Here is a 15,081-nt window from a genome sequence, read left to right as displayed (position 1 = left end):
GCTTTAAACCAGCCCAACGAGAATTTTATGGTAATGTAAATATAAATATACCTTTTAAAATAGTATGGGAGGGAATGAAGTGGACTTTCGAACGGTTGAGACAATGGAAGAGCGATTGGAGCTCATGAGAAATCTTTCAAAAAAATTTCTAACAAGGGCGCACCAGGTAGATGTAGAAGGAAGTTTTCCATTTGAAAACATCCAGGATTTAAAAGATGCGGGCTATACAACTCTGACAATGCCAACTAAATATGAGGGAATGGAAATATCTCTTTATGAATTCATTCGCTTACAGGAAATAATAGCAGAGGGTGACGGTGCCACAGCGCTTTCAATCGGATGGCACATGGGGATTATATTAAATCTTCATGAAAAGAACTCATGGAAAGAGAGCATGTTTAAATATCTTTGTGAACGTGTAAAAAATGGTGCTTTAATAAATAGCGCTGCAACAGAACCAAAAACAGGGAGTCCGACTAGAGGTGGTAAACCAGAAACTAGAGCAGAAACAAGAGGTCAAAACTGGGTCATTAGTGGAAGGAAAACTTTTACTACCATGTCGCCCGTTCTTGATTATTTTATAGTTTCTGCTGCCATAAAAGATTCCGATGACATAGGAAATTTTCTTATCCCCCGCGGTACAAAGGGAGTGAAAATTGATGAAACGTGGGACAGTATATCCTTAAGGGGAACAGGAAGCCATGATTTAATTCTTGAAGATGTAGTTGTGCCAAAAGAGTTTCTTGTTGAAACACTGGTCACTGAAGGGAAGAGGGCAAACGGGTGGCTTCTCCATATACCTGCCTGTTATCTTGGTATCGCCAAAGCAGCCAAGCGTTATGCGCTTGAATTTGCAAAAGAATATACTCCAAATAGTATTACTGGGGCAATTATAGAATTACCAAACATACAACAAAAAATAGGTGAAATAGAACTACAGTTAATGCAAGCAGAATATTTTCTATACGGAGTAGCTAAACAATGGGACATTTCAAATGAAGTGGAGAGGAGCAAGATGGGGCCAATATTAGGAGCTGCCAAATTAACTGTTACTAATACAGCTATTTCAGTGGTCGATTTAGCTATGAGAATAGTTGGTGCGAGAAGCTTGTCAATCAGTAATCCGTTACAAAGGTATTATCGTGATGTTAGAGCAGGACTTCATAATCCTCCTATGGACGATGCAACAATTCAAATACTTGCTAAATATAGTACTGTCAATTAGTAATAAAACCAGCCGTTCATCCAGCGGCTGGTTATTATACAAGTTTAAGATACATATTCAATGGCATTAATTTTTTTCTTGTTTTCTTCAAAAAGTCTATATAAATCTTTCATCGGAAGTGGCGCTGAGAATAAATATCCTTGAGCATAACCACATTCGAAGGATTTTAATAAATCTAATTGTTCCTCTGTCTCAACACCCTCTGCGATTACATTAAAACCGAAGCTTTTTGCTAAAGAGATGACACTTTCCACTACTGCCCTATCTTTTGTGTTATTTAACATATTTTGTACGAAGGAACGGTCAATTTTCAATGTATTAACAGGAAGATATTTCAAATAACTGATTGAAGAATACCCCGTACCAAAATCATCAATGGAAATACTAATACCCATCTCTTTTAATGAATTAAGTTTTGAAATAACCAAGTCAATATTATCCATAGAAACACTTTCGGTTATCTCAAGTTCTAACTGGAAAGGGGGAAGTTTTGTTTCTAATAGTGCATGTTGAACAATTTCTACAAAGTTTTCTTCTTGAAATTGTTTCGAAGAGATATTAACAGCGATTTGAATAGGTTCCCGGCAAATTTTAGAAAAAGTTTTTGCTTTTATACATGCTTCTTTTAACACCCATTCACCAAGCTGACTAATCATACCTATTTCTTCAGCGAGAGAGATGAAATCTGAGGGTGGAATCATACCTAAATCGGCATTGTTCCATCGAATGAGTGCTTCAAATCCAAAAATCCTTCCATCCTTAATATCAACCAAAGGCTGATAGTTTAAAGTGAATTCGTTCTGGTGTAATGCCTTCCTAAGTTGCGTTTCAATTTTAACCAAATCATGGATTTCTTGTTGCATATCACTGTTATACCATTGATAGCCATTCCCGCCATTTTCTTTAGCTGTATACATGGCGATGTCTGCCTGTTGAATTAAATCATCCCATACCAATCCGTTAGTTGGGTATATACTGATCCCAATACTTGAAGAAATAAAATATTCTTGATTTTTAATTTTAAAAGGCAATTGTATGGACTGATGGATGGTCGATACAATAGATTCAATCCCTTTTTTAGTGTAGGAACCAGTTAAAAATAAAATGAACTCGTCCCCACCTTGTCGCGCAAGACAGTCCTCATCCTTAACTGTGAGTTGGATCCGCTTTGAAACGTCCTTTAATAATTGATCTCCAACAGCGTGGCCTAAACTATCATTTATTAATTTAAATCTGTCCAAATCGAGGAAAAGTACGGCAACTAATGAATTTATCCTAGCTGCTTTTTCTAAGGCAGTTTTTAATTTCATCTCAAAATTCCATCGGTTGGGTAATCCGGTTAAATAATCGTGATAGGCCATATACTCCATTTTAGCGATTACTTTTTGCAAAGAATGCTGCTCGGATTTTAATTTATCAACTAACCTTCCAATGGTAATTGCTACTGTGATATTAACAAGGGTAATTATGGTAATACTCCAAATTTCCTTTATTGAATAAATATTATGTTTGCAAATGATTTCAATAAATTCATTTGTACCATGAATCAAGGTTCCAAAGAATGCAGCATGTAATCCGCCCTTTAAGCCGTAATAGAAGGCAAGCCATACAGAAGGGAAAATATAGATAAGCCAAATGAGTTCTTCAGATTGATTGGTTTGATCTAAGAGAAGGGGAATTAGGTAAATGAGGATAATGGTAAACCATCGCTTATTAATTGTCATTTTTCGACATACACTCCCATAAAATTCCTTTAACATTATATTTTAATAATAGAACTAGTTCATTTCATATGACAATAAATATACGAAAAAGTTCATAAATTCTTAATAAGATACCGAAATGAAAAATGTCACCTAGTTGAAACCAGGTGACATTATGTTCTATTCTTCTACTAACTCTCCAATTTCAACAGTAGATCTTTCTTCAAGTGGTCCTCTTAAGTGAACTGTAGCCGTTCTACCGTCTTCATTTAATTGATCAATCCAGACTGAGGTACCATTATATTTAACTTCAATATCTGCTGAGGATGATAATATTTGTTTCACGCGATTAACATTCATTGAATTCACTCCTTTATTTAATACATTAATATGAAAAAAAGTAGGTTTTAAACGTTATCAAGGTTTTAATAGATGCTGGATGTAACCGTTTTCTTCTATTATATAATGTAGGACTGTATTAGACTCTCCATTTAAGAATAATTAATGATAGTAAGGATAGTCAATTTGTATTCCATTTACTGTTCCAGGTTCATCCACATCCTCTAAACTGGACAAATAATTCTCTAATTCCTCTTTCAATTCCTTTGGAGCACCCGGTTTTAAATGCCAATTTCCAGGTTCATCAACAAAAAATTGACTTTTTGTAAATTCAGGCCTAATTCTAGGCATGTTTCAATCCCCCTAAAAAGATAAGTCTAAATTCATATTGCTTACTTAACTGTTTAAGGTTTATTATATGTAGAAATGATTCCTCTTAATCGTACAAACGGTTAATTATGAAAAGATTAAGAATCTGTTTTAAAGAAAACGAAAAAATTGTGAAACCATTAACAGTTTCATTCGTCATATATAAATGATAAACGAAAAAGAGTCATGTCCAACATGAGACTAACATAAAGATAAAAGGGAAAATCAAATAATGGGTATAACAGCCAAGGATTTTAGATTTTAGATATAATGTCGAAATCGTTAAAATAATGGCGTAAATTATTGAGTTAAATAATACATAAAATGGCATAATTTATGTTTTTATTTTTATAGAAAGTATGATATAGTAATTGAGGTTCGTTTACCAGAGCATGATTGGTAAGTGAGAGGAGAGTAGAGAAATGAATAAAATAAGACTGCCTATAAAATTTAAAAATAGCCATATTACATTTTTTGCTATTGCTGTAGTATTATTTTGGATTAAAACTTATGCAGCTTATCAAATTGAATTTAACCTTGGAATTGATAATAGCTTACAGAAATTCTTATTACTGATAAACCCACTTAGTTCGGCCCTTTTCTTCTTTGGAATTGCACTATTATTTAAGAAAAGGACAAAGTTGGTCATGATTATCATAAACTTCCTTTTGTCCTTCTTATTATATGCAAATATTGCATATTATCGGTTTTTTAATGACTTCATAACAGTACCTGTATTAATGCAAACTAAAACAAATGCTGGACAGCTTGGTGATAGTGCACTGTCTTTAATGTCCCCATTTGATGTGTTTTATTTTACAGATATGTTTATCTTGGTTGCTCTTGCGTTAACAGTTTTCAAAAAAGTAACAGTTTCAAACAGAAAGTCGTTTAAGATTGTTCTGTTATTTTCAATCACTACCTTCTTATTTAATCTTGGTTTAGCTGAAAAAGATCGTCCTCAGCTTCTTACAAGATCTTTTGACCGCAACTATTTAGTTAAATATTTAGGTGCCTATAACTTTACCATATATGACGTGATTCAAAACATTAAGTCATCATCTCAGCGTGCATTAGCAGACAGCAGTGATATTACTGAGGTAGAGAACTACCGAAAAGCAAATTATGCAGCTCCAAATCCAACTTATTTTGGTAAGGCAAAAGGAATGAACGTTATATATATTTCAATGGAGTCATTCCAAAGCTTTATGATTGATTATAAAATGCCTGATGGTCAGGAAGTTACACCGTTCTTGAACTCTCTAGCGCATGATAACAATACTTTTTACTTTGAAAATTTCTTCCATCAAACAGGGCAGGGAAAAACATCAGATGCTGAATTCCTGATGGAAAACTCTTTATATCCAATGGCTCAAGGTGCTGTGTTTGTTAATAAAGCTCAGAATACTTTTCAAGCCGCTCCAGCTATTTTAAAAGGATATGGTTATAATTCAGCCGTATTCCACGGTAATTATAAAACTTTCTGGAATCGAAATGTCATGTATAAAGCGTTGGGATATGATCAATTCTACGATGCAGAGTACTATAGTATGTCAGATGAAAATACCAAGAATTATGGTATGAAGGATAAGCCTTTCTTTAAGGAATCGATGCCAATTCTTGAAAATATGAAACAGCCGTTTTACACGAAGTTTATCTCATTATCAAACCATTTCCCATTTGAAATGGATACGGAAGATACTGATTTCCCTGCAGGAGATTACGGAGATACAGTTGTTAACCAATATTTCCAATCTGCGCATTATATGGACCAATCCTTTGAGCAGTTCTTTAATGATTTAAAAGCATCTGGTCTATATGATAATACCGTAATCGTTATGTATGGAGATCACTATGGTATTTCCGAAAACCACAATGATGCGATGGCAAAAGTACTTGGAGTCGACGAAATAACTCCAGCAATAAATGCGAAATTACAGCGTGTACCATTGTTTATTCATGTTCCAGGTGTTAAAGGTGGAGTTCAAAAGCAAATCGGTGGTGAAGTAGACGTTCGTCCGACGCTTCTTCATTTACTTGGGATAGATACCAAGGATTACATGGAGTTTGGTTCTGATTTATTATCGAAAGAACACCGCAATTGGGCTACATTTAGAAATGGTGACTTTGTTTCATCAGATGCCATTCAAATCAATGAAAAGTGTTATTCATTTGAAACGGGTGACCTGTTAGATAACAATGATGCTTGTAAGGCTATTGGTGAAAAAGTGAATACAGAACTTCAAATGTCTGATGAAATAGTTTATAAAGACCTTTTACGCTTCTATAAACCACAAGGCTACACACCAATCAATCCTAATGACTACGAATATTTAGGGCCAAAAGGAAGCAAAACGGTAAAAACATCTGAAAACAATTAACCAAAGAGAGAAGATTATTCTTCTCTCTTTTTTTATAAAATTAACAAGGAATTGTTGATTCTCATATACTAAATAAAATATACTATATTGCAAAAGTAAGGAGGGATCACATGAGAGACGTCACCCTATTAAATATATTTAACCATCATATCGCCCAAAAATATTTGAATCGTTCTGGGCTTGCCCATGCAATTGCTGTTGCCTATCATGCTTTCCATTTAGCAAAGGAGCATCAACAGGATGTGGATATTGCTGTAAAAGCAGGACTACTCCATGATATGGGACATTATACTTGGTATAAAAATGGAAAATGGGATTACGATTTGTATAAACAAAATGATATACATGCCATTAAGGGGGCAGAAAGAGCTCATAAGCTTTTAATTCGACTTGGTGAAAACCCGATTAAAGCGAAAGCTGTTGCACTTTCCATACTATTCCATACTGACTCCTTTTTGCCTTCAAACGATATTGTGCGAACCCCACTTCAGCAGATTGTAAAATGGGCAGACGAAAAGGATGAAGAAGAAGGTGGTCTTCATCATTATCGAACAATTGATTTCGAACGAGCAAAACAAAGTATTCTTCGTTTAGATCAAATGATTGATAGGGAATACGATTAAAAAAGGTCTGTGCTTAAATTGTCCAAGCACAGACCTTTGTTCCTTGTTTTAACCCTTACGTGAAAATCCTTCTTCTTTCAAAAATTCTACCGCTTCCTCATAGGTATCGAAGCTATTATCAAGATTCAACCCAAAGTAAATATTCCAGGCATCATTTTCATTTATCACTATTAGCTGATTGTTTTCACTATCTACCCAGCGTTCCTCGTCATTCGAATCCCCTATGATTGCTTCCTCAAATTCAATTTTTTCATTTGGTGATAACCTTTGTATAGAATCCTTTAAAATCTCGCGCAGCTGATTACTTGTAAAATCACGAATATTGACCAAACCTTTTTCGTCTGTATCATATTGATCTAAATGTCCTGCATATATAAAGCCATTCCCATTTGGATGTAAATGATAAACAATATTCTTCTTATCAGAGATACTATTTGGGTACTGAAAATTGATTCTTCCTAAAGAAACATTCTTTCTTTCTAATTCAGGGAAAGATTCGATAATAGCTAATTTTTCATTAAATGTAAGCATGCATTTCCTCCATTAGTTAATTCACATATTTTTAATCATACAGATTTATTGGTTAAAGGTAAAACTTTTTTAATATTTAACGGTACATTTTATTTTTTGAGAATATATTGGAAAATATTCAAAAAGTAGTGTAAAATTACACTAAAGGAAAAATTAGGGATTCCTATATACTTATGTTGTTTATAGGGAGGTTGAAATGGGGGGAATCAATTGGATCCTATTACAAGAGATGAAAAAAGAAAAATATTTAGACAAGAGCTATTCACTTTAAAAGATGAGGGTTATTTATCAGATGATATTGTGGGAACTGTGGCGAAAGCCCATCATCAATATCATTTGGATTTGTTAGAATCAGAGGCTATTAAGCAAGTGTCAGAAATAAGTACACCTATTCAACAAAAGGTACCAGCCAAACCACCAAAAGTGAAAAAGTCACTAACTCCAGAAGAGATTCGCGAAAGAAATATTACCTGGTCATTAAATATGGGTGTAATTTTCCTGTTAATAGGAGGCTTGTTTGTCGCAACGAGTAATTGGGAGTCAATGACAAGCTTTATGAAGAGCGGGTCGATCGCTATTGTTGCGCTAGTTTTTTATGGGATTGCTTTCTTAGCGAAACGAATCTTACATATAGATAAAACGGCCTTTGCCTTTATTGTCTTAGGTAGCTTGTTCTTACCAATCTTTATTCTGTCTCTGGGATGGTTCGGCCTTTTAGGGTCCTATTTATCCATTTCTGGAGAAGGGCGATACCTTCTCGGAATGCTCGGAAGTTTGTTGCCTATTTTTATTTACATACTCTTTGCGATGAAACTAGGTTCAAGATTGTTTGTGTGGTTCACATATGTATCATTTTCTGCTGGGATGGCATTTTTATTAGCAGGTGTCAAGTTAGAAATTGATTTTTTCTATTTTGGTATGATGATTTTTAATGCTGTCCTTATATTTGTATACCATCGGATAAAGAACACTGAATCCATAAAATTATTTACAAAAGAATTTGTTCCATATGTACAGGTTAATCTTGTTCTTTGCACATTTTTTATGCTTTTTATTTTTAATAATGAAGTTATTTATAGCTTCAATCTATTCCTGACAGCAATCATATATTTATCAATGATGTATGTCAGTGGAAAAAAGGAATATCATTTTATTTTCAGTGTATTAATTGTTTATGGGGCATATCAATTAATTGAACATAGCTTCCTTGACTATTTCGGAGAAGTTTTCTACGCTTTGATTGGTTTTGGTATAATGTTTGTTCCAAAGACTCTTGATGGGAAATTTAAGTTAGAAAAGGTCTTTCATTATACAAGTGCAGTGATATCAGGGTTTGCCTATATTTATATTAGTTTAGAAGGAATTCTACTTAGAGCTGGAGAACCTTCTATTATACTTATGCTAGCGTATTTTATTATTGCAATCAATTTTGCATATCTCTCCTATAATAACCCAAGATGGTTATTTCCTTATTTAAGTTCAGTTTTTGTTGCAACGGGCATTTACGAGGCTATTTCATATTGCGCTCAATCGTTGTACATGATCAACTTTTCGTTAGCTCTTTCACTTACAGGATTTATTTTATTGACAGTATTTGGGCTTGCACCATTATCCAAGTACTTAACAATCATTCAAATTGCCTCCAGAGATGTGGGTTTAGCTATTATAGGGGTTGCCATGTTGGCCGCAGTCGCTTTCTTTTTCTGGTGGGAATTAGGGGTTATTCTCCTCCTGCTAGTGGTAGCTGCCTATCTCCTATATAAAAAGGAAAAAAGAATATTATTACAGGGACTATTTGTATGGATATTACCATCCTCACTAGGTTTGTCAGTTGTCGCTTTTGGTGAGGAGTTATGTTCTAACTCTACTGTTTATTATGAAGAGTACGGTTATGCAGTTAATTTTGCAGCTGGTGCCATTTTTGTCTTATTGTCCAGATTTGTATGGAATAGAATAGGTGAAATGGAAATAAACATAAAATCTCTTTACGTTGCACCAGTCCTTTATACCATAGCCATTTTCCATGCATTTATGAATCCTATTAATGAATTATGGGTGCAGCCTCTTGTATTAGTAGCGGGAATTGGAATGTATGGCTATCTATATAAAAAAGTTCAAACAAACTGGATTCCATATACAATCAGTGGGACAACATTACTAACTTATTTTTCAATTATTCAAGCCATAAATGCAACTATTCCATTTGCTAGAGTTGTCGATTCATTAATCCCGTCAATCAGTTCAGTCCTCTTGTTGTTCATTGCCTTTCTTTACAGAATAAAGGACCAGAACTTAGCAAGTGCATTTTCATTGACTGGGCATATTTTGTTTCCATTAGCCCTTGCTTTTACATTGATTGCTTACCAATCTGATGCCATTTTCAGTTTTATGGTGGCTACCTTGGTATACGCATTAAGTACCAGGGTTGCTTCGAAGGAATGGGGTATCAAAGTATCTCTTTATGCGTGTTTCCTATCCTTCTTTGTTGTTGTATCAACAGGATTAAACACCTTTCTAAATCATTATTATGGGTTGTATGAATTCCCGATTACCAGCGGAATCATCTTCATTTTCATACATCTCACCAATGAACTATATAAAAAGCGTACTATGTATTTTTTCGTCCCGTTCTCCATTATTGGTATTACAGGTATGCTTTCGACCTACCCATTTGTCTTGGTTCCTTTTCTAGTAACGTGTGTCTATGTAATCTTACTTGTGATTTATTTACACAAGATTCAGTGGGATATTTTAGGCGTTATACCACTTTTTTTAATATTTGTAGCAACTGTGGAATTTGTTTTCCTTTCTGAAATGGATAATTTGTTTAAAATGCTTCTATTAGGCGTATTAGGAATAATCATGACTCTAAGTGGTCAAATAATTTACAAAAAGCTATTTAAAAATGGTAAAAAAATCCATGAAATAAAGTTAGATGGATACACATTCGTATCGTTTTTATATTTTGGGTGTATGTACTTTCTGGAGAATCAATATTTTTGGAGTGATGCGTTACCTGGAATTCTAATTGCACTAACGATATGGTTGCAAAGGAGAAGAGTACCCGCAGCTGTTTCCTATGTGCTGTCAATTCTTGGGGGTACATATTTACTTCAACCATATTATGCAATAATAAATGAATTAAATATCCCACCTTTATGGGATCGAGAAGTGCGTGTACTTCCTTTTATTATTTTGGTCATTTTTATTCGAAGAACTTTAAAAGGACGCTTTTCAGAGTTGACGAGAATCATACAATGGACAGTATTAATTATTGTGTCAATTTTATTAATACAGGATGGATTAGCAAGCAATACAATTTATGATGCCATCATTATTGGTTCCCTTTCCTTACTATCGATGATCGCTGGGATGTTCCTACAAATAAAATCTTATTTCTTTGTGGGAGCAGGGGTCCTGCTTTTAAATGTATTTCTCCAAACAAGACCGTATTGGGGCAACATGCCATGGTGGTTCTATTTACTAATTACCGGGCTAATTTTAATAACGATAGCAAGCTTTAATGAATGGCATAAACAAAAAATTCATAAAGGAGAATCAACCTTTATCACCTTCTTGAAGCAAAGGGTGATTGATAAGATTAAGCAATGGGATTAAGTAGGTTGATTAACTTAAAAAAGTTTGATATAATGAAATTAATTAAATAACTGTTGTACTTGGAGGAGTCTGTCACCAAGGGATATCTATGTCCTTTGGTTTGACAGACTTTTTTGTGTTTTAAGGAAAGAGTCTGTTTACAAATAAACAGACTCTTTTTAATTTTCAGAAAAGGAAAGGTGATATTATGGAATTAATTTTCGAATTAGCAATTATTCTACTTGCCTCTAAATTAGCAGGGGACATAAGTGTAAAATTAGGTCAGCCATCCGTTTTAGGTAAGTTGTTGATTGGAATCCTTTTAGGTCCAGCTGTGCTAGGACTTGTCTCAGAAACAAAAACTTTAGAAGAAATAAGTCAAATAGGTGTCATTTTATTAATGTTTATAGCTGGACTAGAGACAGATGTTAATGAATTCAAACGATCTGGGAAAGCTTCAGCATTAGTAGGTGTAAGTGGGATAGTTGTACCCTTGTTTGTAGGATATATAGCAGGAATCATAATGAACATGACGAACATTGAGGCCATGTTTTTAGGCTTATTACTCTCAGCTACAAGTGTAAGTATCTCTGTTCAAGCTCTTAAAGAGTTAAATAAGATGCAGTCGAAAGAAGGAATAACCATTTTGGGTGCAGCGGTAATCGATGATGTTCTTGTCATTATCGCATTAGCGTTTTTAATGAGTATGGCAGGTGGAGACGTCAACTTAAGTATGGTCATTATTAAAAAGGTCCTATTCTTTGGAGGAGCTATTTTAGTAGCTTGGAAGATTGTTCCGTGGGTCCTTAAGAAATTTGCTCCGTTAAAGGTAACTGAATCTCTCATTTCAGCCGCACTAATTATTTGCTTTTTGTATGCCTATGTTGCCGAATTAACAGGTGTTGCAGCAATTATAGGTGCGTATATTGCTGGAGTAGCTATAAGTGTGACCAATTACAAGCATGAAATTTTTGAAAAGGTAGAGACAATTGGCTATTCTATTTTCGTACCTGTTTTCTTTACTTCCATCGGCGTAAAGGCAAGCTTTGATGGAATCACTCAACACATAGGTCTTATCATTGGGCTAAGTGTACTAGCGATTTTAACTAAATTGGTTGGATCGGCTATAGGAGCAAGAATGGCGAAGTTTTCTTTGAGAAGCTCTCTTGGGATTGGGGCTGCAATGGTCTCACGTGGAGAAGTCGCATTAATTATTGCGACAATCGGGCTTGAAACCAAGTTAATTAACCAAGAACTTTTTTCAATCTTGGTTATTGTCGTCCTAATAACTACTATAGTTACTCCACCAATGATGAAATACTTTTTTAATCCACGTTCTGATGTGAGAGAAATGAAGCCATCTGCTTGAGGACAAGAACAAAAGGCGAAAGCGCCCCGTTCAGCCCCGACAGGCAAATGTTCTTCGGCGGGAAAAGTCTGCCTTTTGACTTTTCTTGCCGAAGGTTATTTTACCCGAGGGGCTAGGTGCTGGAGCTAGATTCAGACAGCTAGTTCAGTTATACACACTAGTACCTTTTTATAATTTTCTAAACAATAACAAATCCAGCCAGAGTCTATTGGCTGGATTTTTTTACTACTTTTTTACGAGGCAGCTTTTGAAATAGTGATGTCTGTTTGCTTACCAACCGTTTTTAATCCATTGAAAAATCTGATGGTAAAAATAATTGAGGCTACAATGACAAAGATACCACAAAGGGCTCCCACTTGGTCTGAACCGGTCCATTCTGGTAAATGTTCAGCCCACCGTCGTGGGGCACTTATTTTTCCTGCGTAAAGAAACGAGCCAGCAATTCCAGTAAAGAAAAAGAAGTAAATTGAAATCGCAAATTTATCAAGCCCAGTTTGCTTTTGTGTACCTTCTGTTTTATTAAAGTAATACATAAATCCGAAAATCATGGCAACTACACCCATGCCCATGTAAGTGTGGAAATGTCCAGGAACCCATTTAGTATTATGCATAACGTGGTTTACAACAATAGTCGCGTCTATAATAGCAGGAACCGCACCAGCCACCCATCCGAACATAGCTAAAAACATCATACTTGATGCAAAATCCCATTTAACAGCAGAACGAAATATGATCATTAATGCTCCGTATGCGGTAACAACCATTACCGGTAAACCATTTGCATATGAAAAAATTTGACCGATGATTAACATCCATTTTGGTACTGCAAAGTCCATTAATAAATGATGAGTATAAATCATTAACGTGAATAACGTTGAGAAGTTCCATGCAATCAAAAAAGCTTTATTTGATTTCCACGGACGTCCTGTATACTCTGATAAGATTTCATATACAGCTATAACCGCCATATAGATAGTGCAATTGGCAAAAATATGACCGAAAGCATAGGTTAGATGCTTTGCTAACATCGGATCAAAGGTCAAATTAGGATTTATGATATTTAAGATTGATTCTACCAATGCAGTAGCTCCTGCAAGAATGCCTGTAGAATTTGCGATAATGACCATTGTTGTCGCAACCACTGCAGCAGGTGGCCCGTATCCTTTTTTTCCTCTGAAAATATAATCCCAACCAAGTGATTTACCTAAACCTCCAAATTCTTTTATAAGTCTAGCGGCTAAATAAAAATACATGACCAAATAACCAACACCTAAAATGAGAAGACCAAAAAGAAATAGTAAAGCACCAGTTGTTCCATTAATCTTCGCTGAGAAGGATGGAAGTGGGTAAAGAAAGGTCCATCCATCTGAAAAATTAAAGACAAAAATGGCTGTAAGAATCATTACGACACCGATCAAAGATAAGATGAGGTTTGCAAAAAACACCTTATGATTTAAGTGAATATACTTTGATAAAAAATACCACATGATTGCGCTTCCACCTAAAGCTGCAATACCAACCATTCCTGTTCCGTGTACGGTCATAATTTTATAAAATAATTGTGATGAAATTTTTAATACATTTCCTTGATTTAATAACATCATGACGCCAAAAGTCATCATAAGTACCAGTACGACAGAGGTAACAAGTAAGGATAACGACACGCCTTTTTTTATGTAATTTCTAGACGAATTCCCCATTTTATTTACCTCCTTTCGGTTTAACAATGATATCCTTCATCATTACATGATGACCCGTACTGCAATACTCTAAGCATAGGATTTTATATGTTCCTGGCTTTTCAAATGTAATCGAAACAGTATTAGTATAATCTGGCATAGCTTGTGTTTGTGCAATTAGCTTAAGATCACTATCATAAAGTCCAAAACCATGTGTTACATCTTTACTAGTCACACGAAACTGTATAGGCTCTCCAACTACAAAGTCCTCATTGCTTAAAATCCAGCTAAACTGCATTCCTGTCACATCAACAACTTTACCATTTGCTTCAGCATGTGCATGCTGATCATGGTAAGGAAGCTTGCTTAGTGACATCGCTGAAGCAAAACCCATTACAGCTAGTAACCCAAGAAAGTAGAACTTACGTATCTTGTAGCCTTTTTCTTGAATTGGTCCATACTCTTTAAATTTTCTCGATTCCCCGTACACAAAAGAAAAAGCAAGTGCTAAGAGGAATACGAAAAATAAGGTAGCGTACCACGCAATAGATTGGTACATAAAATCCCCTCCCGTTATATGAATATCAAACAAGAAGTCCCCCAACTACTTGTCTGATTCCAAATCCCATTGTAAACCCCTTTTTGTGAAAAAATAGTGAAATTTATCATACCTTTCAAGTGATCTATAGTAAAGGCTTGTTCAAATGGAGTTTTGATTTTTAATTAAACGACCCCCATGTTTAATAGAGGATGGTCGAATCATTTGGTAAAGGGACCAACGATAGGTTCAAAACAAAATTTCATGGAGGTTAGATATGGGAATCGTTATTATTGATATCGACAAATTACTAGAAGCTACTTCGGGTCTAACATCTGAGAAAAATGGAAATAAAGTACACACTGTTGAGATAGATCAATTACTTGAGAATACTCGCGATTGGTAAAACACATATTTTTGTTTCTCCACTCATAATCTTATATATATTCACTAAAGCCTTCTATTTAGATAGAAGGCATTTTTATTTTTAAATTAGCCTCTGTTAAACTTGCCTGTTGATTTCCGCTCCAGGCACTTCGCTTTCCGTGGGTGTTTCGGCGAGCCTCCTCGGCGCATGCGCCTGCGGGGTCTCCCCTGAACCATACTCCCACAGGAGTCTTCGTGCCTTCCGCTCCAATCATCAGGGTATAAAAATTAACACTGTTCTTTAAGATAGCCAATTAATTTGGATCCTTATAGTTTAACGCCCTCTCACTATCACCATAGC

At 35.1% G+C, this 15,081-nt stretch carries 13 protein-coding genes; 6 read left to right on the top strand and 7 right to left on the bottom strand.

The window, feature by feature from the left end:
* Positions 1-79: 79 nt before the first annotated feature.
* Positions 80-1,225 carry an acyl-CoA dehydrogenase family protein gene (locus tag ABES03_RS23140; protein ID WP_430121137.1) on the top strand — a complete coding sequence of 382 codons (1,146 nt, stop codon included), beginning with the start codon at positions 80-82 and terminating at the stop codon, positions 1,223-1,225.
* Positions 1,226-1,269: 44 nt separating this feature from the next.
* Here ABES03_RS23140 and ABES03_RS23135 read toward each other — a convergent pair whose 3' ends face one another.
* The 3 genes from ABES03_RS23135 to ABES03_RS23125 form a co-directional block, all read right to left on the bottom strand.
* Complete coding sequence (locus tag ABES03_RS23135; RefSeq protein ID WP_430121135.1) at positions 1,270-2,949, bottom strand: putative bifunctional diguanylate cyclase/phosphodiesterase; 1,680 nt, start codon at positions 2,947-2,949, stop codon at positions 1,270-1,272.
* A 159-nt stretch (positions 2,950-3,108) separates the two neighbouring features.
* Complete coding sequence (locus ABES03_RS23130; RefSeq protein ID WP_430121133.1) at positions 3,109-3,288, bottom strand: small, acid-soluble spore protein, H family; 180 nt, start codon at positions 3,286-3,288, stop codon at positions 3,109-3,111.
* A 141-nt stretch (positions 3,289-3,429) separates the two neighbouring features.
* The gene (locus tag ABES03_RS23125) at positions 3,430-3,618 is read right to left on the bottom strand and encodes a hypothetical protein (RefSeq protein ID WP_430121131.1); all 189 of its coding nucleotides are present in this window, start codon (positions 3,616-3,618) and stop codon (positions 3,430-3,432) included.
* A gap of 440 nt (positions 3,619-4,058) precedes the next feature.
* On the opposite strand from ABES03_RS23125, the gene ABES03_RS23120 reads away from it, so the two are divergent.
* Together ABES03_RS23120 and ABES03_RS23115 are read left to right on the top strand one after the other, a co-directional pair.
* Positions 4,059-6,017, top strand: coding sequence for an LTA synthase family protein (locus tag ABES03_RS23120; RefSeq protein WP_430121129.1), 1,959 nt, complete (start codon positions 4,059-4,061; stop codon positions 6,015-6,017).
* A gap of 110 nt (positions 6,018-6,127) precedes the next feature.
* Complete coding sequence (locus ABES03_RS23115) at positions 6,128-6,640, top strand: HD domain-containing protein (RefSeq protein ID WP_430121127.1); 513 nt, start codon at positions 6,128-6,130, stop codon at positions 6,638-6,640.
* A 48-nt stretch (positions 6,641-6,688) separates the two neighbouring features.
* Here ABES03_RS23115 and ABES03_RS23110 read toward each other — a convergent pair whose 3' ends face one another.
* The gene (locus tag ABES03_RS23110; RefSeq protein ID WP_430121125.1) at positions 6,689-7,171 is read right to left on the bottom strand and encodes a hypothetical protein; all 483 of its coding nucleotides are present in this window, start codon (positions 7,169-7,171) and stop codon (positions 6,689-6,691) included.
* Positions 7,172-7,381: 210 nt separating this feature from the next.
* Here ABES03_RS23110 and ABES03_RS23105 point away from each other — a divergent pair, with 210 nt between their 5' ends.
* Complete coding sequence (locus ABES03_RS23105) at positions 7,382-10,789, top strand: hypothetical protein (protein WP_430121123.1); 3,408 nt, start codon at positions 7,382-7,384, stop codon at positions 10,787-10,789.
* Between the two features lie 187 nt (positions 10,790-10,976).
* Positions 10,977-12,137, top strand: coding sequence for a cation:proton antiporter (locus ABES03_RS23100; protein ID WP_430121121.1), 1,161 nt, complete (start codon positions 10,977-10,979; stop codon positions 12,135-12,137).
* Positions 12,138-12,370: 233 nt separating this feature from the next.
* On the opposite strand, the gene ABES03_RS23095 is transcribed toward ABES03_RS23100, so the two are convergent.
* Positions 12,371-13,837: a cbb3-type cytochrome c oxidase subunit I gene (locus tag ABES03_RS23095; RefSeq protein WP_430121119.1), complete on the bottom strand. Its 1,467-nt coding sequence runs from the start codon at positions 13,835-13,837 to the stop codon at positions 12,371-12,373.
* 1 nt (position 13,838) lies between these two features.
* On the bottom strand, positions 13,839-14,375 hold the full coding sequence (locus tag ABES03_RS23090; protein ID WP_430121117.1) for a cytochrome c oxidase subunit II: 537 nt from the start codon (positions 14,373-14,375) through the stop codon (positions 13,839-13,841).
* A 256-nt stretch (positions 14,376-14,631) separates the two neighbouring features.
* Here ABES03_RS23090 and ABES03_RS23085 point away from each other — a divergent pair, with 256 nt between their 5' ends.
* Positions 14,632-14,760 (top strand): hypothetical protein, encoded by a 129-nt coding sequence (locus ABES03_RS23085; RefSeq protein ID WP_430121115.1) that lies wholly within the window; start codon positions 14,632-14,634, stop codon positions 14,758-14,760.
* A 58-nt stretch (positions 14,761-14,818) separates the two neighbouring features.
* Here the strand turns inward: ABES03_RS23085 and ABES03_RS23080 are convergent, their stop codons facing one another.
* The gene (locus ABES03_RS23080; RefSeq protein WP_430121113.1) at positions 14,819-15,034 is read right to left on the bottom strand and encodes a hypothetical protein; all 216 of its coding nucleotides are present in this window, start codon (positions 15,032-15,034) and stop codon (positions 14,819-14,821) included.
* Between the last annotated feature and the right edge of the window lie 47 nt (positions 15,035-15,081).

Origin of the sequence: Neobacillus rhizosphaerae (assembly GCF_050477885.1) — a bacterium.
GTDB classification, from domain to species: domain Bacteria; phylum Bacillota; class Bacilli; order Bacillales; family Cytobacillaceae; genus Neobacillus; species Neobacillus rhizosphaerae_A.
Note: the sequence above shows the minus strand (reverse complement) of the source record. Positions and strands in the feature narration are given on the sequence as shown.